Genomic DNA, 21,269 nt, shown 5'->3' on the forward strand with positions numbered 1-21,269 from the left:
CCGCCCGCGCGCCGTTCAGGCCGGGGCGAGCACGATCTCCGCGCGGGCCCGACCGTCCCGCTCGCTGACGATAGCGATCAGCCCGCCCGCCGGGTCGAAGACGGCGTACGGCCCGGTGATCCCGGCCGGGGTCAGCGGCCCGCCGTGGGACAGCACCCGGGTCTCGTCGGCGGTGGCGTCCCGGCGCGGGAAGAACCGCGCGGCGGCGGCGTCCAGCGGCAGGTTCACCACGTCCGGCGCGCGCTCCTCGAGCTGGTCGAGCGTGGCCGCCTCGGCCAGCGTGAACCCGCCCACCGCGGTGCGGCGCAGCGCGGTGAGGTGACCGCCGACGCCGAGGGCCGCGCCCGCGTCGCGGGCCAGCGCCCGGATGTACGTCCCGGACGAGCAGGTCACGTCCACGTCCACGTCCACCACGTCCGGGACGTCCCGGCGGATCGCGCGCACGTCCAGCCGCGACACGGTGACCCGCCGGGCGGGCAGTTCGACCGTCTCGCCGTCGCGGACCCGCTTGTACGCCCGCTGTCCGTCGATCTTGATGGCGCTGACCGCGCTCGGCACCTGGTCGATCTCGCCGGTGAGGGCGGCCAGCGCGGCGCGTACCCCGTCGTCGGTGACCGCGCCGGCCGGTGTGGTCGCGACCACCTCGCCCTCGGCGTCGTCCGTGACCGTCGACTGTCCCAGCCGGATCGTCGCGGCGTAGCTCTTGCCGGCGCCGATCACGTACGTGAGCAGCCGGGTCGCCCGGCCGACCCCGATCACCAGGACGCCGGTGGCCATCGGGTCGAGCGTGCCGCCGTGGCCGACGCGGCGGGTACGCGCCAGCCGCCGGATGCGGGCCACGACGTCGTGCGACGTCATGCCGCCGGGCTTGTCGACCACGATCAGACCGTCTGTGCTCACGACCGCCAAGCCTGCCAGACGGCGCCGAGTCCTCCCTGCGGGGGATACCGCCCTGCTTCGGCGGGGTGTCAAGATCGTGCGCCCCCGCCCCGTCCGCCCGGGAAGTCCGATGACCGATCACCGCTCCGCCCCCGACCCCTACGCCGCCGGCCGACCGCCGGAGGACGAGCTGGGACGGGTGCCCGACTGGCTGCGTCAGCCGGCGCCCGAGGTGCCGCCCGGCCGGGCGGACCGCCTGCGGATCGCGCTCGGCGGGCACTCCGGCAAGCTGCTCGGCGGCGTACTCGTGCTGGTGCTGCTCGCGTTCTTCGGGCTCGTCGGCGGCCTCGGCTACCAGGGCTTCCAGCGCTGGCGCGAGATCTCGACGGCATACCCGACGACGAGCCCGCCGAGCGGCGAGCAGGCGGTCAGCTCCGCGTCGCCCCCGCCGGCCGCCGGCCCGTTCGACGGCACCCCCGCGGCCGGCTTCCCCGAGGGTGCGGCGGGGATCGCGCTGCCCCGGGCCAAGCGGACCGGCCCGTTCACCGAGAAGCAGGTGGCCGACGGTCTGGCCAAGGTACGCAAGGCCCTGGTCACCGGCCGGCTGGACCGTACGTTCTTCACGGCGAAGAGCCCGGATCGGCTGGTGCGCCAGTTCGCCCCGGACACCCGCGCCAGCATCCGGAAGGACTTCACGGCCGGCGGCGCCGCCAACTACGCCACCCGGCTCGGGCCCGGCACCCGGTTGACGAACGACCCGCCCCGGGTGCAGGGGCGGATCTCGTACCGCGCGACCCGCGATGCGTACGACATCCGCGTACTGGAGATCACCAGCAACTTCGTCTGGGTCTACGCCGCCCGGAGCACCCGCGCCCCGTCGGTCTCGGACGTCATCCTGGTGCACGACACAGTGATCTGGGAGGTGCCCCTCCCGGCGGACGTCGTCACCGGCTCCCGAGGTCTGTGGATGCGGGACGCGAACTCCTACGTGACGAACGTGGAGTGCGCCGGTCTGAGCAAGGGCCTCCTGGAGCTGGAGATCACGCCGACCTACGGGAACGCCGGCAGCGCCGGGGAAGACCCGGACGCCGTGTACGACCTGGACCGCTCGCTGAAGGTCGCGGACCCGTGCTGAGCCCGAGGGGATCCGAGCGGGACGGCTACCCCGACTGGCTGGACCGGTTGGAGCGGGAGATCCGGCCGAGTCTCGCCGTACGCCTGCGGATCTGGTGCCGGCGGCGCGCCCGCCGGCTGATGGCCGCGCTCGGCGTGGTGCTGCTGCTGGCCGCCGCGGCCGGTGCCGCCGGTTACGGCCACCGGCAGCTCCGGCGTCCGGCAGCCGCGCCGTCCCCCGCGGTCACCGGCGCTCCGGCGACCGCGGGACCGACGGCCTCACCGGACGTCTTCGCCGGAACGCCGGCGGCGGACTGGCCGGCGGGGGCGGCCGGGATCGTGCTGCCACCGGCCCGGCCGACCGGCGGCTTCACCGGCGCCGAGGTGTCCGCCGGGCTGGCCCGGGTCCGCGCCGCCATGCTGACCGCCCGCCTGGACCGCGCGTTCATGACCGGCGGTAGCCCGGCCCCGCTGCTGCGTCACGTCGCGCCGGCTGCCCGGGAGTCGGTGCGGAAGGACTGGTCCACCGAGACGATCGCCACGTACGCGACCCGGCTGGCCCCGGACGCCCGGCTCACCCCGGACCAGCCGCGGACGAAGGGCCGGTTCACCTACCGCGCCGTCCGGCAGGCCGACGGCGTACGGATGCTGGAGGTGACCAGCAACTTCGTCTGGGTCTACGGGTTCCGCGACCTCGGCTCCCGATCCGGCCACTCGGTGGTCGTGCTGCACGACGAGATCGTCTGGCGGCTGCCGCACGCCGACGACGTGGCACGGGCGGACCGGGGGCTCTGGTTGCACCGGATGTCGAGCTACGGGTCGGGCGTGGACTGCGACGCCGTGAAGCTCGGCCTGATCCGCCCCGGCGGCCTGGACCCGGCCGGCATCGGCTCCCCCGAGGACCCCGACGCGCTGTACGACCCGGAGCACCCGATCGAGCTGCCGGTCTCCTGTTGACGAGCGGTCAGCGGACCGCGCCGACCACCGCCCACGCGCCCGAGCGCATCCGCAGCAGCAGGCCGACCAGCCGCAGCACCACGAACAGCGTCAGCCCGGCCCAGATCCCGCCCAGCCCGAGGTCGAACCCGTAGGCCAGCCAGATCGCCGGCAGGAACCCGCCGAACGCACACACGATCGTGAGGTTGCGCAGGTAGCGCACGTCGCCCGCGCCGATCAGCACCCCGTCGAGCGCGAACACCACGCCGCCGATCGGCTGGAGCGCGACGAACCAGGGCCAGGCCGTCATGGCCTGCTCGCGTACCTGCGGATCGGAGCTGAACCACGACGGCACCACGCCGGCGCCGGCGGCGATGAGCACCGCGAAGGCCACGCCGCACAGGCCGCCGAGCAGCGCGACGCGGCGGGCCAGGAACCGCGCGCCGGCTGCGTCGCCGGCGCCGAGCGCGGCGCCGACCAGCGACTGCGCGGCGATGGCCAGCGCGTCGAGCACCAGCGCGGTGAAGAACCACAGTTGTACGGCGATCTGGTGCGCGCCGACCGCGGCGGCGCCGAAGCGGGCCGCGACGGCTGTGGCGGACAGGAAGCTGGCCTGGAACGCGACGCCCCGCACGAGCAGGTCCCGGCTGAGCACGAGCTGCTGCCCGATCATCCGGGGCCGGGGCCGCAGCGAGACCCGCTCGCGCACGAGCGCCGCCGCGAACAGCACCCCGGAGAGCGTCTGCGCGATCGCGTTCGCCACCGCCGAGCCGACCAGGCCGAGCCCGGCCGGATAGACCAGCAGCGGGCAGAGCACCGCGGAGAGCAGGTTCGGGCCGAGCACGAACAGCAGCGGGCGGCGGGTGTCCTGGATGCCGCGCAGCCAGCCGTTGCCGGCGGCGGCGAGGAGCAGGCCGGGCGCGCCGAGCGCCGCGATCCGCAGCCATCCGGCGGCGGCGTCGGCCACCTCGCCGGGGCCGCCGACGAGGGTACGCGCCAACGCGCCGCCGCCGATGCCGATGGCGACCGCCACCAGCACTCCGGTGGCGAGCGCGAGCCAGGACGCCTGGACGCCCTCGGCGACCGCGGCGGCCCGGTCCCCCGCCCCGAACCGGCGGGCCGAGCGGCCCGTGGTGCCGTACGCGACGACGGTGCCGACCCAGGCGGTGAGTGTCATGACCGTGCCGCCGACGGCGAGCGCGGCCAGCGGCACCCGGCCGAGGTGACCGACCACCGCGGTGTCGACCAGGACGTAGAGCGGCTCGGCGGCCAGCACCACGAGGGCGGGCAGCGCGAGCGCGGCGATCCGCCGCGGCGAGGCGGTGACGGCGGGGGCGGCAGTGGTGCTCATCGCCGCCGATCCTGGCACGCCCTCGGTAAGGTCCGCAAGGCAGGGGACTACTTACTAACGTCGGCCAGGAACCGGTCCGTGTCACGGCGCCCGCGCAGGCGGCGCACCGGCAGCCCGGGGGCGTGCTCCGACAGCGCGGCCAGCACCCGGGGCCGGGAGTCGCGGGGGTAACGCCAGACGTAGGGCAGGAAGTCGAGATCGAGCCGCTCCGGGCAGCCCTCGGGCCGGTCGGGGCGGGGCGCGGCGCGATGTGCCCACCGGCGGCGGACGATCCGGACCAGGCAGCGCAGCCGGGAGGTGTCGCAGAGCACCAGCAGGTCGGCGCGGGGCAGCCGCAGGTCGAGCGTGCTCGCGTAGTTGCCGTCCATCACCCAGGCCGGGCGGGCGGCGAGCGCGGCCACCTCGGCGCGGAAGTCAGCCGGGGCGGAGGCGGTCCAGCCGGGGCGCCAGTAGTGCCGGTCGAGGTGGATCAGGGGAAGGTCGAGTCGCCGGGCCAGTTCACCGGCGAGCGTGCTCTTGCCGGCGCCGGAGCTGCCGACCACGAGGATGCGTCGCACCGGGCGACGGTAGCGGCGTGCGGGGCGGCGATGTGCCCCGAGCGGCGGTGACGTCGGCGTCGGGCCGGGGTGTGGTCCGCGGGCCCGGCCGGCGTCACCGCCGGACGGCGTACGTCACTGACGGGTGTCCATCGAGGTCTGCAGCGCGCGGCGCATCTGCTCGCGCGCCTCGTCGGTGGTGGTCTCGGTCTGCGGCTTGCGCTTGCTGGGCATGTGAGGTCCTTCCAGGGTGCGGACCGCCGGGACGTGGCGGTCCTACGGGCGCCCGGCGCTCCGGCTCGGCGCGACGACGGGTCGCGCCGCGACCGGGAGTCGTCGGCGGCTGAGCGCCCGGCAGCGGTCCGGGATCACCGGAGCGGCTCGCCTGGCAGCGGGAGCCCGGGTCGGTCTGACCCTGGAGGGAGGCGAAGCCGGGTGCGGCACCACCGCCCGTGACCAGCGCCGCGAAGCGCCGGTCCCGCACCCAAATTAACGTTCACTTTCCAGATACTGCCCACTGTTCCCGAAATGCGGAAAGATCAATGTCGTCGTCCCGGCCCGGCGAGGGCGGTCAGCGGGCCAGGAAGTGCCAGCCCAGCCACCACCAGAAACCGAACAGCCCGATCCGGCCGACCGGTACCGGGCCCACCTCGTACCGCATCACGAACGCGCAGACGTCGGCCAGCGACGGGATCCGCGACCCCTCCCGGCGCGCGGCCCACTCGACGACGGCGAACAGCACGATCGAGACTCCGAACCCGCCGATCGCCAGTGCCCGCATCATCGGCGCACCAGTCCCCAGAACGCGGACAGCCACGCGAACCAGGCCGCCGAACGGGCCAGGTTGTCCTCCAGCAGCGGATCGGCCAGCCGGGAGAAGGTGGGGAAGTCGTCACCCGCCGCCATCACGAACGTCGCCCCCTCGAAGACCCCGAAGACGGTCACCGGGACCAGCCACCAGAGCGCTACCGACGGCAGCCGGCGCGGCGCCGGACGCCGGGGCACCCGGTTGCTCAGGCCGACCCAGATCAACCCCCCGCCGGTGGTGAGGATGTAGAGGTTCGCGGCGGTCGAGAAGGACGGCATCTGGCCGCCGACCAGAGAGAGGCAGATCAGCACCGGCACGGAGACGACCGGCCGGTCCCAGGCCCGGGGCGCCTCGACGGTGAGCTCACGGGGATGATCCATCACCCGATTGTCCCCAGCGTCACGCACGGCGGAAAGGCTGGCACGCCTCGTAATCCCCGGAAAAGCCGCCGATCAGCTCACACCTCAGATCGCCGCCGCACCTCGGCACGGCAGAAATTCAGGGACAATCCATCTGCTAAGGGGCGACAGCGAGTTCGGCGCGGATCCGGCCGAGCACCTCGTCTAGGGATCCCCGGCCGGTGAAGCCGGCGGCGAACCGGTGCCCGCCGCCGCCGAGCGCCACCGCCACCCGGCTCACGTCGACAGCGCCCTTGCTGCGCAGCGACACCGCCCACTCGGCCTCGCCGGCCTGCTTGACCACACAGCTCACGTCCGCCTCGGCGGTGCAGCGCACCGAGTCGATCAGCGCCTCCAGCACGTACGCGGGCTGGTCGTGGCGGACCAGGTCGTCGCGGGTCGCGTACGTCCAGACGAGACCGTGCCCGGCGGCGGCCGCCGGCTCCAGCGCGGCCCGGCCGAGCACCTCGCCGAAGAGTCGGACGGCGCCGAACGGGCGGGTGTCGAAGATCCGCCGGGAGATGTCGCCGGGCCGGAGGCCGGTGGCGACCAGGCGCGCGGCCGTCTCGTGCACGGCCGGTGTGGTCGCCTCGAAGCGGAACGAGCCGGTGTCGGTGGTCAGCGCGACGTACAGCCCGGTCGCCATCTCCGCGTCCAGCGTCACGCCGAGCCGGTCCAGCAACTCCAGCGCCACCACCGAGGTGGCGGCGGCGTGCGGGTCGACCAGGCTGATCCGCCCGAACCCGCTGTTCGAGGCGTGGTGGTCGAGCACGAGCGACGTGCCCGCCGTGTCCAGCCGGTCGGCCAGGTCACCCAGCCGGGACTCGCTCGCCGCGTCGAAGCAGATCACCAGGTCCGGCGCGGGGTACGCGTCGTCCTGCGGCACCAGCAGGTCCACCCCCGGCATCCACCGGAACGGCTCGGGCACCTCCGGCGGGCCGGGGAAGGTGGCCTGGACATCGCGTACGCCGAGCCGGCGCAGACCCAGCCCGAAGCCGAGCATGCTGCCCAGCGCGTCCCCGTCCGGGTTCACGTGGCAGATCAGCAGCACCCGCGCGTCGGCGGGGAGATCGCGTACCGCCGCGACGGCGGCCGCCCACGCGGTCTCGGTGGGCCTGGCCGCCTCGGTCACCGGCGCTCGCCGGCGCGCGGCTCGTCGTCGTCCTCGTCCTCGGCCGGGGCGCCCTCGGCGTCCTCGTCGTCCTCCTCGACCCGGTACGGCTGGGCGTCGCCCGCGTACGAGGACTTGGCGGCCAGCCGCTGCACCTCGGCGTCGGCGGTACGCGCGGCGGCGAGCAGGTCGTCGATGTGCTTGACCTGGTCCTGCACGTCGTCCAGGACGAAGGTCAGCGTCGGCGAGTGCCGCAGCCCGAGCGCCTTGCCGACGGTGCTGCGCAGCATGCCCTTGGCGCTCTCCAGCGCGGCGGCGGTGCTCGCCTGGGCCGCCGCGTCACCGAGCACCGTGTAGAAGACGGTGGCGTCGCGCAGGTCGGCGGTGATCCGGGCGTCGGTGATCGTGATCATGCCGAGCCGGGGGTCCTTGATCTGGCTGCGCACCACCGACGCGACGAGTTCCCGGATGCGCTCCGCGTGCCGGCGAACCTTGGCCTGATCCGTCATGTCCCCCACCTCCGGGATCACCTTTACCGATGACGGCGCCGGATCGGCGTGCGACCCGGGCCGTCGGCCGGAAACAGCAGGCGCGTGGGCGCCGCCGGGTCCGACCGCCCAACGCTGAAGAACACTACCCGCGCCCGGCCGGGCGTCGCGCGGCACGGCCGGAGTGCCACGCGACGCGCCGTCAGTCGTCCTCGCCGTGCAGACGACGGCGGACCGACAGCAGCTCGGTCTCCGGGCGGGCGGCGACCAGCCGCTCGCAGGAGTCGAGCACCTCGCGGACGTGGGCCGGCTCGGCGGCCACCACCGCCACCCCGATCTCGGCCCGGCCGTGCAGGTCCAGCGCCCCCACCTCGGCGGCGGAGACCTCGAACTTGCGCAGCGCGGCGACGATCGGCCGAACGTAGGACCGCTTGGCCTTCAGGGACCGGGAGTCACCCGGGAGCAACAGGTCGAACAGCGCGGTTCCGGTATACACGGCGAGCAACGGTACGCCGGGCGGCGCACCCCGGCACGCGATTAAGGCGCGACCGCCACCAGCACGTCCCGCTCGATCGCCTGGTCGACCCGGTGTGCGAAGTCACCGAAGCCGGGGCCGCCGAGCACCCGCAGCCCGGCGTCGGCCAGCACCGCCTCCGCCTGCGCCCGCGGCGCCACGTGGGTGTTCCAGGACAGCCCGAGCGCACCGCCCGGGCGCAGCAGCTCCCGCCACACCGGCACGGCGGCGGTGAGCAGCTCCAGCGGGCTGCGGGACAACCCCTGGTCGGTACGGCTGCCGTGCGCCACTCCGTACGGCGCGTCGGTGACGATCACGTCGGCGCAGCGGGGACGCAGCGCCTCCCGGGCCCGGGTGGTGTCGGTGTTCAGCACTGTGACCCGCTGGGTGGCCCCGGCCCGGTGCTCGTCCCGCGACGGCGCCAGCACCGCCTCGAACCGGCGGGCCACGAGCTTGCGGTCCCGGCGCACCGACGTCGAGTCGGTGGTGTGCTTGAGCCGCTTGCGGCGCAGCCAGGTACGCAGAAAGGCCGCGTACGCGTCCACGTCCTTGCTGTCGCGCTCGATGCCGATGCCGTCGTAGCCGTACATCAGCGCCTGGTTGAGCGTGGTGCCCCGGCCGCAGAGCGGGTCCAGCACCACCACCGGCCCGTCCAGCATCCGCGGCGCGACGGCGGAGGCGAGCACCGTGACGTTGAGCAGCAGCCGGGTGAACTGCTCGTTGGTCTTGCCGGCGTACTTGGGGATGGTGATCAGGTCGGAGTCGTACCGGGCCAGCGGGCGCAGCGGCACCGGCCGCAGCAGGTCGTCGCCGACGCGCTCGAACAGCGCGTACGCGGCCGACAGGTTCGCCAGGTGGGCCAGGTCCCGCTCGCCCAGCCCGGGTTCCGCGGTGGTGAACGTCAGGTACTCCACGCCGCCGATCCCGGTCACCTCCGCGCCGGCCGGTACGACGTCGAGCACGCCTGAACCGGCGAACACGGCCAGTTCGGCGCGCGCCAGCCGGGCCGCCGCGTCGGCGTAGACGCGGTTGGCCGAGGGCGCGAGGAGAAGTGCGTACCGGATCACGCCGGAGATTGTCGCAGCCTGCGGAAACGGCGACGGCCGGGGCCCGAAGGCCCCGGCCGCCGGCCGGTCGTACGCGTGGTTCTCAGGCGCGCGGCTTCTCGCGCATCTCGAACGTCTCGATGACGTCGCCGACCTGGACGTTGTTGTAACCGCCCAGCGTCAGACCACACTCGAAGCCCTCGCGGACCTCGGTCGCGTCGTCCTTGAACCGCTTCAGGGAGCTGATCGTGAGGTTGTCCGCCACGACCGCCCCGTCCCGCAGCAGCCGCGCCTTGGCGTTGCGGCGGATGAGGCCGGACCGGACGATACAGCCGGAGATGTTGCCGATCTTGGACGAGCGGAAGACGTCGCGGATCTCCGCGGTGCCCAGCTCGACCTCCTCGTACTCCGGCTTGAGCAGGCCCTTGAGCGCGGCGTCGATCTCCTCGATGGCCTGGTAGATGACGGTGTAGTACCGGATCTCCACGCCCTCGCGGTCGGCCATCTCGCGGACCTTGTTCGAGGCCCGCACGTTGAAGCCGATGATCGTGACCGCCTCGGACGAGGCGCTCGCGAGCATGACGTCGCTCTCGGTGATCGCACCCACGCCCCGGTGGATGATCCGAAGCTGGACCTCCTCCGGGATGTCGAGGTTGAACAGCGCGTCCTCGAGCGCCTCCACGGAACCGGAGACGTCGCCCTTGAGCACCAGGTTGAGCGAGGTCTTCTCGCCCTCCTTGAGCTGCTCCATGAGCGTCTCGAGAGTGGCGCGGCCACGGGAGTTGGCGAACGACGCCGCCCGCCGCCGTGCCTGCCGCTGCTCGGCGATCTGCCGCACGGTGCGGTCGTCCTCGGCGGCCAGGAAGGTGTCACCCGCACCCGGCACCGTGGTCAGACCCAGCACCATGACCGGACGCGCCGGACCGGCCGAATCGACCGGCTTGCCGTTCTCGTCCAGCATGGCCCGCACGCGGCCGTGCGCCCCACCGGCGACGATGGAGTCACCGGCACGCAGGGTGCCCTTCTGCACCAGCACGGTCGCCACCGCACCACGGCCCTTGTCCAGGTGCGCCTCGATCGCGACACCCTGCGCCGGCCCGTCGATCGGAGCGGTCAGCTCCAGCGACGCGTCGGCGGTCAACAGCACGGCCTCGAGCAGTTCCTCGATGCCGATGCCGGGCTTGGCCGCCACGTTGACGAACATGGTGTCGCCGCCGTACTCCTCGGCGACCAGGCCGTACTCGGTCAGCTGCTGGCGGACCTTGTCCGGGTTCGCCTCGGGCTTGTCGACCTTGTTGACCGCGACCACGATCGGCACGTCCGCCGCCTTGGCGTGGTTGAGCGCCTCGATGGTCTGCGGCATGACGCCGTCGTCGGCCGCGACCACCAGGATCACGATGTCCGTGACCTGGGCACCACGGGCACGCATGGCGGTGAACGCCTCGTGACCCGGGGTGTCGATGAACGTCACCGCGCGGTCCTCGCCCTCGTGCGGGACGTGGACCTGGTAGGCGCCGATGTGCTGGGTGATGCCACCCGCCTCGCCGGCCACCACGTTCGCCTTGCGGATCGCGTCGAGCAGCTTGGTCTTACCGTGGTCGACGTGACCCATGACGGTCACCACCGGCGCACGGCTGACCAGGCGGTCCGCCGCGACCTCTGCGTCGAGGTCGATGTTGAACTGCGCGAGCAGCTCGCGGTCCTCGTCCTCCGGGCTGACGATCTGCACGTCGAAGCCGAGGTGCTCACCCAGCAGCTGCAGGGTCTCGTCGGAGCACGACTGGGTCGCCGTCACCATCTCGCCCAGGTTGAACATCTCCTGGACCAGCGAACCCGGGTTGGCGTTGATCTTGTCGGCGAAGTCCGACAGCGAGGCGCCACGGGACAACCGGACGACCTGACCCTGACCGCGGGGCGCACCCGAGGACATGGTCGGGGCCGACAGGTTGTCGAACTCCTGTCTGCGCTGCTTCTTGGACTTGCGACCGCGGGTCGGCCGGCCGCCGGGACGCCCGAAGGCACCCGCCGCGCCACCGCCACGGCCACGACCGCCGCCACCGGGACGGCCACCGCCGCCGACCGGACCACCCGGACGGAAACCACCGCCGGGAGCACCGCCGCCACCACCGGGACCGCCGCGGTAGCCACCGCCACCGCCGCCACCACCGGGACCGCCGCGGTAGCCACCGCCACCGCCGCCGCCACCGGGGCCGCCGCGGTAGCCACCGCCACCGCCGCCGCCGGGACGACCGGCGCCGCCGCCGGGTCCGCCACGACCGCCACCGGGGCCGCCGGGGCGGCCGGTGGTCGGGCGCTGACTCGGCATCGAGGCCGGGCTCGGCCGCGGCGGCATCGACGCCGGGCTGGGCCGCGGCGGCATGCCGGCCGGGCTGGGACGGGGACCGCCCGCACCGGCGGCCGGGGGCCGCTGCTGCTGGCCGCCCTGGATACCGAACGGGTTGTTACCGGCGCCGCGCGCCGGCGGACGACCGCCGGGCCGGGCACCGGGGCCCTGACCCTGACCCGGACCGCCGGGACGACCGGCGGCCGGGGAACCCGGACGCGGCGGCATGGCGTTCGGGCCGGGACGCGGGCCGGGACGGGGGCCGCCCTCGGCCGGAGGCTCCCGGCGTACGGTCTCGCGCTGCTGCTGGCGGGCGGCCTGGGCGGCCTTGACCGCGGCCTCCTGCTCAGCCTTGAGCGCGGCGGCACGCGCTTCGGCGGCCGCCACTTCGATGTCGTGCGCGCTCGCCGGCTTGGCGACCGGAGTCGCCGGCTGCGGCGGGCCGGGGACCGGGCCCTTGGGCTTCGGTCCAGGGGTCGGCGCGGCCGGACGCCGGGGCGGCATCGGCTTGGCCGAGACCCGGGGGGCACCCGGGGTCGGGGTGGGCGTCGGGGTCGGCGCCGGGCCACTGGGCGCGGCAGCCGGCGGGCCGGCTGGCGCCGACGAACCGGCTACGAACGCGCTACGCAGCCGCCGGGCGACGGGCGCCTCGACGGTGCTGGACGCGGACTTCACGAACTCGCCCATTTCCTTGAGCTTGGCGAGAACGGTCTTGCTTTCGACCCCGAGCTCCTTGGCGAGCTCGTGTACGCGGGCCTTTCCTGCCACTGCACTCCTCACTCCGAGGTCGTGCGGGCAGCACCCGCAGCGACCTCACTCGTGCACTTGAAGCCTGGTCATTTCAGGGACTTCATCGTGTGCTCATGTCGGTCGTCCTACCTTGCTAGCGACCCTCGACCGGTCGGGCTTGACCGGTCGTCGGGGGTTGCGCGTCGACGTGCTCCGCAAGCGCACCGTGGTCGGGGACCCCGGTGAGGCGCAGTGCCCGCCCGAAGGCGCGACGTCGCACCGCCTGCGCGAAGCAGGCCGGATCAGGGTGCATGTTCGCTCCCCGACCCGGCAGTCTGCGGGCCGGATCGGGCCGGAGGCTGGTCTGACCAGCCTCGTCACCGATCGCGACGACCCGCAACAACTCGCTGGCCGGCGCTCGTTTCCGGCAGCCCACACAGGTGCGCTCCGGCATCGCGCGTCGTGCCACTGAGTAAGTCTACCCCTAGCCGCCGGAGATCGCGCCGCCCGGCTCCGGTACGTGATCAGCTCCGCCCCGGGCCTGCGGTGCCGCGGTCTCCGCGTCGGACCGGATGTCGATGCGCCAACCGGTCAGGCGGGCCGCGAGGCGGGCGTTCTGCCCTTCCCGGCCGATCGCGAGCGAAAGCTGGAAGTCCGGCACGGTCACCCGGGCGGTACGGGTGGCCAGATCGACCACCTCGACCCGCAGCGCCTTGGCCGGCGACAACGCGTTGCCGACGAACGTCGCCGGGTCGTCCGACCAGTCGATGATGTCGATCTTCTCGCCGTGGAGTTCGCTCATGACGGCGCGGACCCGCTGGCCCATCGGGCCGATGCAGGCGCCCTTGGCGTTGACGCCGGACGTGGTCGAGCGTACGGCGATCTTCGTACGGTGACCTGCCTCACGTGCGATCGCGCCGATCTCCACGGTGCCGTCGGCGATCTCCGGCACCTCCAGCGCGAACAGCCTCTTCACCAGCCCGGGGTGCGACCGGGACAGCGTGATCTGCGGGCCGCGCATGCCCTTGGCGACGTGCACGACCACGCAGCGGATCCGCTCGCCGTGCTCGTACCGCTCGCCGGGGACCTGCTCGGACTGCGGCAGGACACCCTCCAGCTTGCCCAGGTCGACGCTGACGATGCCCTTCTCGCGGCGGGTCTCGTGCGCCTGCACCACGCCGGTGACCAGGTCACCGTCGCGGCCGACGTACTCGCCGAAGTGCACCTCGTCGGTGGCCTCCCGCAGCCGCTGGAGGATCACCTGCTTGGCGGTCATGGCGGCGATCCGCCCGAAGTCGTGCGGGGTGTCGTCCCACTCCCGGGTCACCGTGCCGTCGGCGTCCAGCTCCTGCGCGTAGACCGAGGCGGCCCCGCTCTTGCGGTCGATCTCCACCCGGGCGTGCGGCTCGGCGCCGTCGGTGTGCCGGTAGGCGGTCAGCAGCGCGGTCTCGATCGCCGCGAGGATCGTGTCGAACGGGATCTCCCGCTCGCGCTCCAGGGCGCGCAGCGCCGCGAGGTCGATGTTCACCTCTCCTCGTCCTCCAGATCTTCGTCGTCGTCGGTGTCGTCACCGAAGTCCTCGTCGGCCAGGTCGTCCAGGCGGTTGAACTCCACCTGGACCCGGCCGGGCCCGAGTTCGGCGTACGGGTGTTCGGCGGGGCCGGCGTCGGTCTCCAGCACCACGCGTTCGTCGTCGGCGGCCGTGATCCGGCCGGTGAGCTGGCGGTCCCCCGCGTCACCGCGGACGGTGACCTTGACCAGCCGCCCGGCGTTGCGCCGCCAGTGCCGGGGCAGGGTGAGCGGGCGGTCCACGCCGGGCGAGCTGACCTCCAGCTGGTACTCGCCGGCCACGATGTCGCCGCCGGCCTCCTCGGCCGCGTCCAGCGCCGCCGAGACCGCGCGGGAGACGTCCGCCACGGCGTCCAGGTTGATCCCGCCGTCGGCGTCCACGATCACCCGCACCACGTGCCGCCGGCCGGCGCGGGAGACGGAGAGATCCTCCAGGTCGTAACCGGCCGCCGTGACGACCGGTTCGATCACCTCGCGCAGCCGGTTGCGGCGGGCGGCGAGATCGCCGCGGGGTGCGCCGCTCCGGTCCGTGCCGCGGGGCCCGTCGGCCCGGCGGGGCCGCCCGGCGGGCCCCGTCGACCGGGTGGCACGGCCACGCTGCGTCATTGCGCGCACCTCTCCTGCTGTTGCCACGACCCGCGGGCCGTGTTGTCCTCGGCCGGTGCGGGCGATCGGCCCGCCATACCGGCACGCCACCGGGGCGTCCGCGCCCGGTGGTTGCGCAGAGCGTAACGCTTGTGGCCGTCGACGGACCCGGCGGCGCACCGAGACCCTGCCCCACGAGGCGGCGCGGATGGTGTTGACTCTGTCAGGTGGGGATCGGCAGAACACCATCCGACCAGGTCAGAGCGGGGCATTCCCGGCGCTGGCTGCTGCGCGCCGGCGGGCTCGTGGCGCTCGGCGGCGCGGCAGCGCCGCTGACCGGTTGTGATCTTTTCGACCGCGACAAGGAGCCACCGGCGCCGGACGCGCTGGAGCCGCTGGCCGCCGAGGCGCTCGCGCTGGAGGCCCGCTACCGGGCCGCCGCCACCGCCGCGCCGGCGCTGGCCGAGCGGCTCACCCCGATCGCCGACGCGCACCGGGCGCACGCCGAGGAGCTACGCCGTGTGATCGGCCGTCCGGCGCCGTCCGGCACGCCGGCTGCCGCCGGCTCGGCGAGCGCGCCCGACGCCGTACTCACCGAGCTGCGCCGGGCCGAGCAGGAGGGCCGGACGAACGCGGCCCGGGCGTGCGCGGGGGCCCCGGCCGAGCGGGCCGCCCTGCTCGGCTCGATCGCCGCCGCGCGGGCGACTCACGTGGAGGCGCTCAAATGAACCCGACGACCGGCCCGGCCACCGCCCTCGCCGACGCGCTCGCCGCCGAGTACGCGGCGATCTGGGCGTACGGGGTGATCGGCGTGCACCTGACCGAGGCGGCGCGGACGGCGGCCCGTGCCGCCGAGGCGGCCCACCGGTCCCGCCGCGACGCGCTGCTGCTCCAGCTCGCCGAGGGCTCCGGGCAGGTGCCCGCCGACCGGGCCGGGTACGCGCTGCCCTACCCGGTGACGGACCGGGCGAGCGCGTTGCGCCTGGCGGTGGAGGTCGAGGAGCGGACGGCCGGGCACTGGCGGGCCGCCCTGCCGCACACCACCGGCGCGGACCGGAACACCGCGCTCGCCGCGCTCACCGACTGCGCGTTGCGCGCCACCCGCTGGCGGCGTACGGCGGGCGTGACGCCGGTCACCGTTCCGTTCCCGGGCCGCCCGGCCTGAGCGCGACGCCGGTCACCCGGCGGAACCCTCCGGTTGCGTAGCGCATACCAGGTATGCATACTCGCGGTCATGTCCATCCGTCACGGCCTGCTCGCCCTGCTCGAACGCGGCCAGATGTACGGCTACCAGCTCCGTGCCGCGTTCGAGGAGTCCACCGGGTCGACCTGGCCGTTGAACATCGGACAGGTCTACACGACGCTGGCCCGGCTGGAACGTGACGGCCTGGTCCGCCCGCTGCCGGAGAACGAGAGCGGGCAGCGGCCGTACGAGATCACCGACGCCGGACGCGCGGACCTGGCGCTGTGGTTCGCCACGCCGATCAGCCGCGCCGACCGCCCCCGCGACGAGTTGTCCATCAAACTGGCGCTGGCGCTGACCACCCCCGGCGTCGACGTGCGGTCGGTGGTGCAGACCCAGCGCACCGCCACCATGCGCGCGCTCCAGGAGTTCACCCGGTTGAAGTACACGAGCGACAAGCCGGAGGATCTACCCTGGCGGCTGGTGCTGGACGCGATGATCTTCCAGACCGAGGCCGAGGTGCGGTGGCTCGACCACTGCGAGACGAGCCTGGTCCGACACCGCCCGGCGCCGATCCGGGCGGTCGACCACCCCGAGGCGGTGGACCGGGCCGGCGACGAAGCCCGCCGGTGACCCGGCACGGGAGGCGCTGATGGACCCGATCGACGGGGTGCTGGAACTGCGGGACGTACGCCGGACCCACGGCACCGGCGAGGCCGCCGTGCACGCGCTGCGCGGCGTGAGCCTGACCGTGCGGGCCGGCGAACTCGTGGCGGTGATGGGCCCCTCCGGGTCCGGCAAGTCCACGCTGCTGGCGCTCGCCGGTGGCCTGGACCGGCCCACCGGCGGCGAGGTGGTGGTCGAGGGCGAGACGCTGCGCGGGCTGTCCGCCCGCGAGCTGGCCCGGCTGCGGCGCCGCCGGATCGGGTACGTCTTCCAGGACCTGAACCTGCTCGGCAGCCTGACCGCCGTGGAGAACGTGGCGCTCCCGCTGGAACTGGACGGCACCGGCGTCCGGGCGGCCCGCCACCTGGCGCTGGCCGCGCTGCGCGAGGTCGACCTCGAGGACCTGGCCGACCGTTTCCCGGACCAGATGTCGGGTGGCCAGCAGCAGCGGGTGGCGATCGCCCGGGCACTCGTCGGCGAGCGCCGCCTGGTCCTCGCCGACGAGCCGACCGGCGCGCTGGACTCCCAGACCGGCGAGGCGGTGCTGCACCTGCTGCGCCGCCGGGTGGACGCCGGCGCGGCCGGGGTGCTGGTCACCCACGAGGCCCGGCACGCCGGCTGGGCGGACCGGGTGGTCTTCCTGCGCGACGGGGTGATGGTCGACTCGACCGCCCCGCTGATCGGCGTCGACCACCTGCTCAGCGGCAGCAGCCGGTGACCGGCGGCCGCCTCGCCGCCGTACGCGGATCGTGGCGGACCGCGCTGCGGATCGCCCGCCGGGAGGCCCGGCGATCCCGGCGGCGCACGCTGCTGGTCCTGGTGATGATCGCACTGCCGGTGCTCGGCCTCAGCTTCGCCGCGGTCAGCTACGACATGTCGGATCTGACCCGCGCCGAGCGCATCGAGCGCCAGCTCGGCGGCGCCGACGTCGCGCTGCGCTGGGACAGCCTCACCCCCGTGACGCAGGACGCCTGGGGCGAGTCGGCCTGGCCGGTCCAGGGCGACTGGATCGGCCGGACCCGTCCGGCGACCGCCGAGGAGGTGCGCGCGCTGCTGCCCGAGGGCAGCCGGCTGGCGCGCACCCGCTGGTGGATGACGTTCTCGACGCGGGTGAACCGGCACGTCGAGTCGATCGAGGCGCGCGCCGTCGACCTGACCGACCCGCTCACCCGGCCGCTGGCCCGGGTACGCGACGGCCGGCCGCCGGTACGCCCCGACGAGATCGCGGTCAGCCCGACGGCGCTGCGCCGGCTGGAGACCCGCATCGGCGATCCGGTACGCACCATCGACGGTGCCACGTACCGCGTGGTCGGGGTGGTGGAGTATCCGGACAACCTCCGGGACGTCATCACGCTGCCCGCTGTGACTCCGGACGGCACGGCCGGCAGCGACACCTGGTTGGTGGACCTGCCCGGCCCGCTGGAACCGGGGCTCGCCGACCGGCTGAACGCGCAGGGCGTCCAAATCGTCGCCCGCAGCCCGCTGCCGGGACGGCAGGAGTTCAGCCGCGGCATGTCCGTACCGGACGCCGACGAGGCGGGCGTCGTCGGAGTCGTCGGCGGGCTGGGCCTGCTGGAGGTGGTGCTGCTGGTCGGTCCGGCCTTCGCGGTGAGCGTCCGGCGCCGGCGGCGGGACCTCGCACTCGTCGCGGTGGCCGGTGGCGACGCCTCCCACCTGCGCCGGATCGTGCTCGCCGACGGGGTGGTGCTCGGCGCCGGCGGGGCCGCCCTGGGCATGCTGCTCGGCATCGGGGCGGCGTTCGCCGGCCGGCCGATCGTCGAGCAGTACCTGCTCGGGGAGCGCCTCGGGGCGTACCGGATCTTCCCGGCCGCGCTGGTGGCGATCGCCGCGACGGCGGTGCTCGCCGGGGTGCTCGCGGCGATGGCGCCGGCCTGGACGGCGGCCCGGCAGGACGTGGCGACCGGCCTGGCCGGTCGGCGCGACGCGACCCGGCCACGCCGCCGCTGGCTGCTGGTCGGGGTGGCGCTCACCGTCGCCGGGACCGCGATCGCCGCGTTCGCCGCCGGCCGCACCTCGCAGACCGGAGTGCTGGCCGGCGTCGCGCTTGGCGAACTGGGGCTGGTGTTCTGCACCCCGTCGCTCGTCGGCGTGCTGGGCCGGGCCGGCCGGCTGCTGCCGCTGACCCCCCGGCTCGCGTTGCGTGACGCCAGCCGTAACCGGTCCTCGGCCGCGCCCGCCATCTCGGCGGTGATGGCGGCGGTGGCCGGAAGCGTCGCGCTCGGCGTCTACGTGGCGAGCGACGAGACCCGGTCGCAGGCGCTCTGGCAGCCCGGCCTGCCGCCGGGGAACGTGCTGCTCACCCACTCCGGTGAGACCCCGGCGGACCCGCCGTCGGCCGAGGTCGTCGCCGACCGGGCCCGCGCGATCCTGCCCGGCACCACAGTGGTGTCCGTCGCGACCCCGGGGTGCGTCGGCGACGTCCGCGACAAGAACGACTGCACCGCGTACGCGCTCGTCCCGCCCGAGCAGCGCTGCCCGTACGACGCCGCCGGCCCGGTCCCCGACACGGCCCGGCGGGATCCGCGCTGCGTGAGCCCCTTCCAGGAACCGGTCGACGTCTACCTGCCGGCGCTCGTGGACGACGGCGGCGCGCTGGCCGCGCTCACCGGGGCGCCGGCGGACGAACTGGCCGCCGCGCGGCGGACGCTCGCCGCCGGTGGCGTGGTGGTCACCGACGCCCGGCGGGTGGTGGACGGGCAGGTCCGGGTGGAGGTGAACGACAACTCCGGCGGTCCGCCCACCGGGCGTCTCCTGCCCGCGTACGCGCTGCGCGGCGGTCTCACGGTCGACCGGCTGGTGCTCTCCCCCGCCGCCGCGGACGCGCTCGGCCTGACCGCCGTGCCGATGGGCTACCTGCTGGACACCGCCGGCTCGCCCACCGACCGGCAGATGGAGATGCTGACCGACGAGCTGTTCGACATCGGTCCCATGTCGGCGCAGGTGGCGACCGCCGACCCGCCGTCGGACCAGCGCCCGATGCTGCTCCTGCTCGCGGTGGCCTCCGGCGTGATCACGCTCGGCGCCGCCGCCGTCGCCACCGGCCTCGCCGCAGCCGAGGGCCGCCGGGACCTGTCCACGCTCGCGGCGGTCGGCGCCGATCCCCGGGTACGCCGCCTGCTGTCGCTCTGCCAGGCCGGGGTGATCGCGGTGCTCGGTTCGGCACTGGGCATCGTCGCCGGGCTCGGCTCCGCCGTGGTCGTCCTGGCCTCACTCAACCAGCGGTACGCCGAATCCTGGCCGGTGCAGCCGCCGTACCCGGTGACGGTGCCCGGCGTGACGCTCGCCGTGCTGGTCGTGGTGCCGCTGGTGGCGATGGGCGGCGCGGCGCTGTTCACCCGGTCCCGCCTGCCGATCGAACGCCGGCTCGACTGAGCCGGCCGCCCGGGCCACCTGGTCATGATCGACACCATGTCGCCGGAGTGGCGGCATCGCGGCGGGGTGGATGCCACCACTTCGGGGACATGGAGTCGACCTTGGGGCGGACTGACCGTCCGAGGGGGTGACGGGGCGCGGTGTGGGCGGCACACTTGTCGGATGTCAGCCCTGGGAACCCTCACCCGCCGTCTCGGTCACCAGCGTTGGTTCGGCGCCACCATGCGCCTGCTCGTCCCGGCCGACCGGCTGGTCGGCCGGATGACGAAGGGCCGAGTGGTCGCCTTCGGGCTCGTGCCCACGCTGGTGCTCACCTCCACCGGCCGCCGCTCCGGCAAGCCCCGCAGCAACCCCCTGGTGTACGTCCCGGACGGCGACGCCTACGTGGTGATCGGCTCGAACTGGGGGCAGCAGCACCAGCCGTCCTGGACGTTCAACCTGATGGCTAATCCGGCCGCCGAGGTGGACGTCAAGGGACGCCGGATCCCGGTCACCGCCGAGCAGGTCACCGGCGAGGAACGGGAACGGCTGTTCCAGCGGCTGGTGCAGGAGTGGCCCGCGTACCGCACGTACGTCGAGCGCGCCGGTAACCGCGAGATCCGCGTGTTCCGGCTGGTCCCGAACGCCTGAGCGTCCTCGCCGGCCGCAGCCGCGCACAATCCGACATCCGCGTCGCCGGGGCGGTCCGGCCCGATCTGGCTAGGGTTGCCGCAGGCGACCTGTCGGACGGAGGTGGACCCCCCAACCTGGGCTCTCCTAAGACTCGCCAGTTGGACGGCGGATCGAACCTTGCAGGAGCACAACCCTGGTGACCACCTGACGAGCCAGCAGCAGCCTCGCTAAGAAGATCAGCCCGAAACACCCCTGCGGGGCAGAGCGGCGCACCTAGGGGCAGAGACAGTCACGAACCTAGAAGTTCGCAGCTCAGCGCTTCTGAAACAAGATCGACGCATAGTGTGCGTAGCGCTCCAAGGCCCAATCGAGCTGAGCACAGGAGAACCAGTCTCGGCACTGTAGGCATGCTCCCGCTTGCCATGGCCGGTCCGGTGACGGAGTCCAGTGAACTTCGAGAATGCGATGAGCTTCGAAGACTTCCCGGGCTGTGGAGACTGGCTCATCGATTGGCATGGCGGGCAACCCTCCCCGGCGAAGCACGAATAGACCCCACCTGGGGGGCAGAGTCCATGCGTCGTGCTCCCCCAGGTGGGCTTTCAGCCGGAACCCAGGAGTTTGCCGAAACCAGGGAACCGACTCAGCCAGCAACCTATTCCAACTTGTAGGAGTAGGCAACCCACCACGCTCCGGAGATCATGAAACTTGCTGGAACAGGTTCGGCCGTGATCAAATTGGCCTGCCGAAACCAGGGAACCAGCGGAGATCAACTCATGCCCACGGAGAGAGTGGACTACCGGCGCATCGCGAACGACATCACGGAGAAGATCAAATCTGGGGAGCTTGCTCCTGGCGCAAAGCTGCCGTCTACCCGTGAGCTAGCCGAGTCCTACGGCGTTCATATCTCCACGATCAACCGGGTAACCACCATTCTCAAAGATCGTGGCGTAGTTGTCGGACAACCCGGCAAGGGTGTCTACGTAGCTGGATCTGAGTAAAGGCCATACC

General features: G+C 73.8%; 21 protein-coding genes and 1 pseudogene. 9 read left to right on the forward strand and 13 right to left on the reverse strand.

Going from position 1 to position 21,269, the window contains the following annotated elements:
• Window positions 1-15: 15 nt before the first annotated feature.
• Entirely contained in the window at window positions 16-900 is an 885-nt protein-coding gene (gene truB, locus V6U82_RS03985) for a tRNA pseudouridine(55) synthase TruB (RefSeq protein WP_128137571.1), read from the reverse strand.
• Window positions 901-1,009: 109 nt separating this feature from the next.
• On the opposite strand from truB, the gene V6U82_RS03990 reads away from it, so the two are divergent.
• The gene (locus tag V6U82_RS03990) at window positions 1,010-2,014 is read left to right on the forward strand and encodes a hypothetical protein (RefSeq protein ID WP_114919688.1); all 1,005 of its coding nucleotides are present in this window, start codon (window positions 1,010-1,012) and stop codon (window positions 2,012-2,014) included.
• The gene (locus tag V6U82_RS03995) at window positions 2,008-2,949 is read left to right on the forward strand and encodes a hypothetical protein (protein ID WP_114919687.1); all 942 of its coding nucleotides are present in this window, start codon (window positions 2,008-2,010) and stop codon (window positions 2,947-2,949) included. The genes V6U82_RS03990 and V6U82_RS03995 overlap by 7 nt, the downstream gene beginning before the upstream one ends.
• 7 nt (window positions 2,950-2,956) lie before the next feature.
• On the opposite strand, the gene V6U82_RS04000 is transcribed toward V6U82_RS03995, so the two are convergent.
• From V6U82_RS04000 to rimP, 12 genes and pseudogenes are all read right to left on the reverse strand, one after another.
• On the reverse strand, window positions 2,957-4,279 hold the full coding sequence (locus tag V6U82_RS04000; RefSeq protein ID WP_318332949.1) for an MATE family efflux transporter: 1,323 nt from the start codon (window positions 4,277-4,279) through the stop codon (window positions 2,957-2,959).
• Between the two features lie 47 nt (window positions 4,280-4,326).
• The gene (locus V6U82_RS04005; RefSeq protein ID WP_240322302.1) at window positions 4,327-4,836 is read right to left on the reverse strand and encodes an adenylate kinase; all 510 of its coding nucleotides are present in this window, start codon (window positions 4,834-4,836) and stop codon (window positions 4,327-4,329) included.
• Window positions 4,837-5,386: 550 nt separating this feature from the next.
• On the reverse strand, window positions 5,387-5,596 hold the full coding sequence (locus V6U82_RS04010; RefSeq protein ID WP_175438725.1) for a DUF6186 family protein: 210 nt from the start codon (window positions 5,594-5,596) through the stop codon (window positions 5,387-5,389).
• Window positions 5,596-6,003: a hypothetical protein gene (locus V6U82_RS04015; RefSeq protein WP_145822828.1), complete on the reverse strand. Its 408-nt coding sequence runs from the start codon at window positions 6,001-6,003 to the stop codon at window positions 5,596-5,598. Before V6U82_RS04015 ends, V6U82_RS04010 begins: the two co-directional genes overlap by 1 nt.
• Before the next feature lie 136 nt (window positions 6,004-6,139).
• Window positions 6,140-7,153: a DHH family phosphoesterase gene (locus tag V6U82_RS04020; RefSeq protein ID WP_334459265.1), complete on the reverse strand. Its 1,014-nt coding sequence runs from the start codon at window positions 7,151-7,153 to the stop codon at window positions 6,140-6,142.
• Window positions 7,150-7,641 (reverse strand): 30S ribosome-binding factor RbfA, encoded by a 492-nt coding sequence (rbfA, locus tag V6U82_RS04025; protein WP_128138058.1) that lies wholly within the window; start codon window positions 7,639-7,641, stop codon window positions 7,150-7,152. The genes V6U82_RS04020 and rbfA overlap by 4 nt, the downstream gene beginning before the upstream one ends.
• A gap of 181 nt (window positions 7,642-7,822) precedes the next feature.
• Complete coding sequence (locus V6U82_RS04030) at window positions 7,823-8,116, reverse strand: DUF503 domain-containing protein (RefSeq protein ID WP_043325814.1); 294 nt, start codon at window positions 8,114-8,116, stop codon at window positions 7,823-7,825.
• A 41-nt stretch (window positions 8,117-8,157) separates the two neighbouring features.
• Window positions 8,158-9,201, reverse strand: a complete 1,044-nt coding sequence (locus V6U82_RS04035; protein WP_334459266.1) for a TRM11 family SAM-dependent methyltransferase — start codon at window positions 9,199-9,201, stop codon at window positions 8,158-8,160.
• A gap of 82 nt (window positions 9,202-9,283) precedes the next feature.
• Window positions 9,284-12,292 (reverse strand): translation initiation factor IF-2, encoded by a 3,009-nt coding sequence (gene infB / locus V6U82_RS04040; protein WP_334553861.1) that lies wholly within the window; start codon window positions 12,290-12,292, stop codon window positions 9,284-9,286.
• 93 nt (window positions 12,293-12,385) lie between these two features.
• Window positions 12,386-12,722, reverse strand: a pseudogene (locus tag V6U82_RS04050) (YlxR family protein).
• A 15-nt stretch (window positions 12,723-12,737) separates the two neighbouring features.
• Window positions 12,738-13,781 (reverse strand): transcription termination factor NusA, encoded by a 1,044-nt coding sequence (nusA, locus tag V6U82_RS04055; RefSeq protein WP_334459268.1) that lies wholly within the window; start codon window positions 13,779-13,781, stop codon window positions 12,738-12,740.
• Entirely contained in the window at window positions 13,778-14,428 is a 651-nt protein-coding gene (rimP, locus tag V6U82_RS04060) for a ribosome maturation factor RimP (protein WP_120571118.1), read from the reverse strand. Before rimP ends, nusA begins: the two co-directional genes overlap by 4 nt.
• Window positions 14,429-14,691: 263 nt before the next feature.
• Here rimP and V6U82_RS04065 point away from each other — a divergent pair, with 263 nt between their 5' ends.
• The 7 genes from V6U82_RS04065 (at window position 14,692) to V6U82_RS04095 (ending at window position 21,259) form a co-directional block, all read left to right on the forward strand.
• Window positions 14,692-15,135: a hypothetical protein gene (locus V6U82_RS04065; protein WP_334459664.1), complete on the forward strand. Its 444-nt coding sequence runs from the start codon at window positions 14,692-14,694 to the stop codon at window positions 15,133-15,135.
• Window positions 15,132-15,572: a ferritin-like domain-containing protein gene (locus V6U82_RS04070; RefSeq protein WP_334459269.1), complete on the forward strand. Its 441-nt coding sequence runs from the start codon at window positions 15,132-15,134 to the stop codon at window positions 15,570-15,572. Before V6U82_RS04065 ends, V6U82_RS04070 begins: the two co-directional genes overlap by 4 nt.
• Before the next feature lie 69 nt (window positions 15,573-15,641).
• Window positions 15,642-16,223, forward strand: a complete 582-nt coding sequence (locus V6U82_RS04075) for a PadR family transcriptional regulator (protein WP_013284661.1) — start codon at window positions 15,642-15,644, stop codon at window positions 16,221-16,223.
• 19 nt (window positions 16,224-16,242) lie between these two features.
• Window positions 16,243-16,974, forward strand: coding sequence for an ABC transporter ATP-binding protein (locus V6U82_RS04080; protein ID WP_128139145.1), 732 nt, complete (start codon window positions 16,243-16,245; stop codon window positions 16,972-16,974).
• Window positions 16,971-19,649 (forward strand): FtsX-like permease family protein, encoded by a 2,679-nt coding sequence (locus V6U82_RS04085; RefSeq protein ID WP_334459271.1) that lies wholly within the window; start codon window positions 16,971-16,973, stop codon window positions 19,647-19,649. Before V6U82_RS04080 ends, V6U82_RS04085 begins: the two co-directional genes overlap by 4 nt.
• Before the next feature lie 162 nt (window positions 19,650-19,811).
• On the forward strand, window positions 19,812-20,279 hold the full coding sequence (locus V6U82_RS04090; RefSeq protein WP_043325828.1) for a nitroreductase family deazaflavin-dependent oxidoreductase: 468 nt from the start codon (window positions 19,812-19,814) through the stop codon (window positions 20,277-20,279).
• Window positions 20,280-21,034: 755 nt separating this feature from the next.
• Complete coding sequence (locus tag V6U82_RS04095) at window positions 21,035-21,259, forward strand: winged helix-turn-helix domain-containing protein (RefSeq protein ID WP_334459665.1); 225 nt, start codon at window positions 21,035-21,037, stop codon at window positions 21,257-21,259.
• The last annotated feature ends 10 nt before the right edge of the window (window positions 21,260-21,269 follow it).

It is taken from the genome of Micromonospora sp. CPCC 205554 (assembly GCF_036902745.1).
Taxonomy (GTDB): domain Bacteria; phylum Actinomycetota; class Actinomycetes; order Mycobacteriales; family Micromonosporaceae; genus Micromonospora; species Micromonospora tulbaghiae.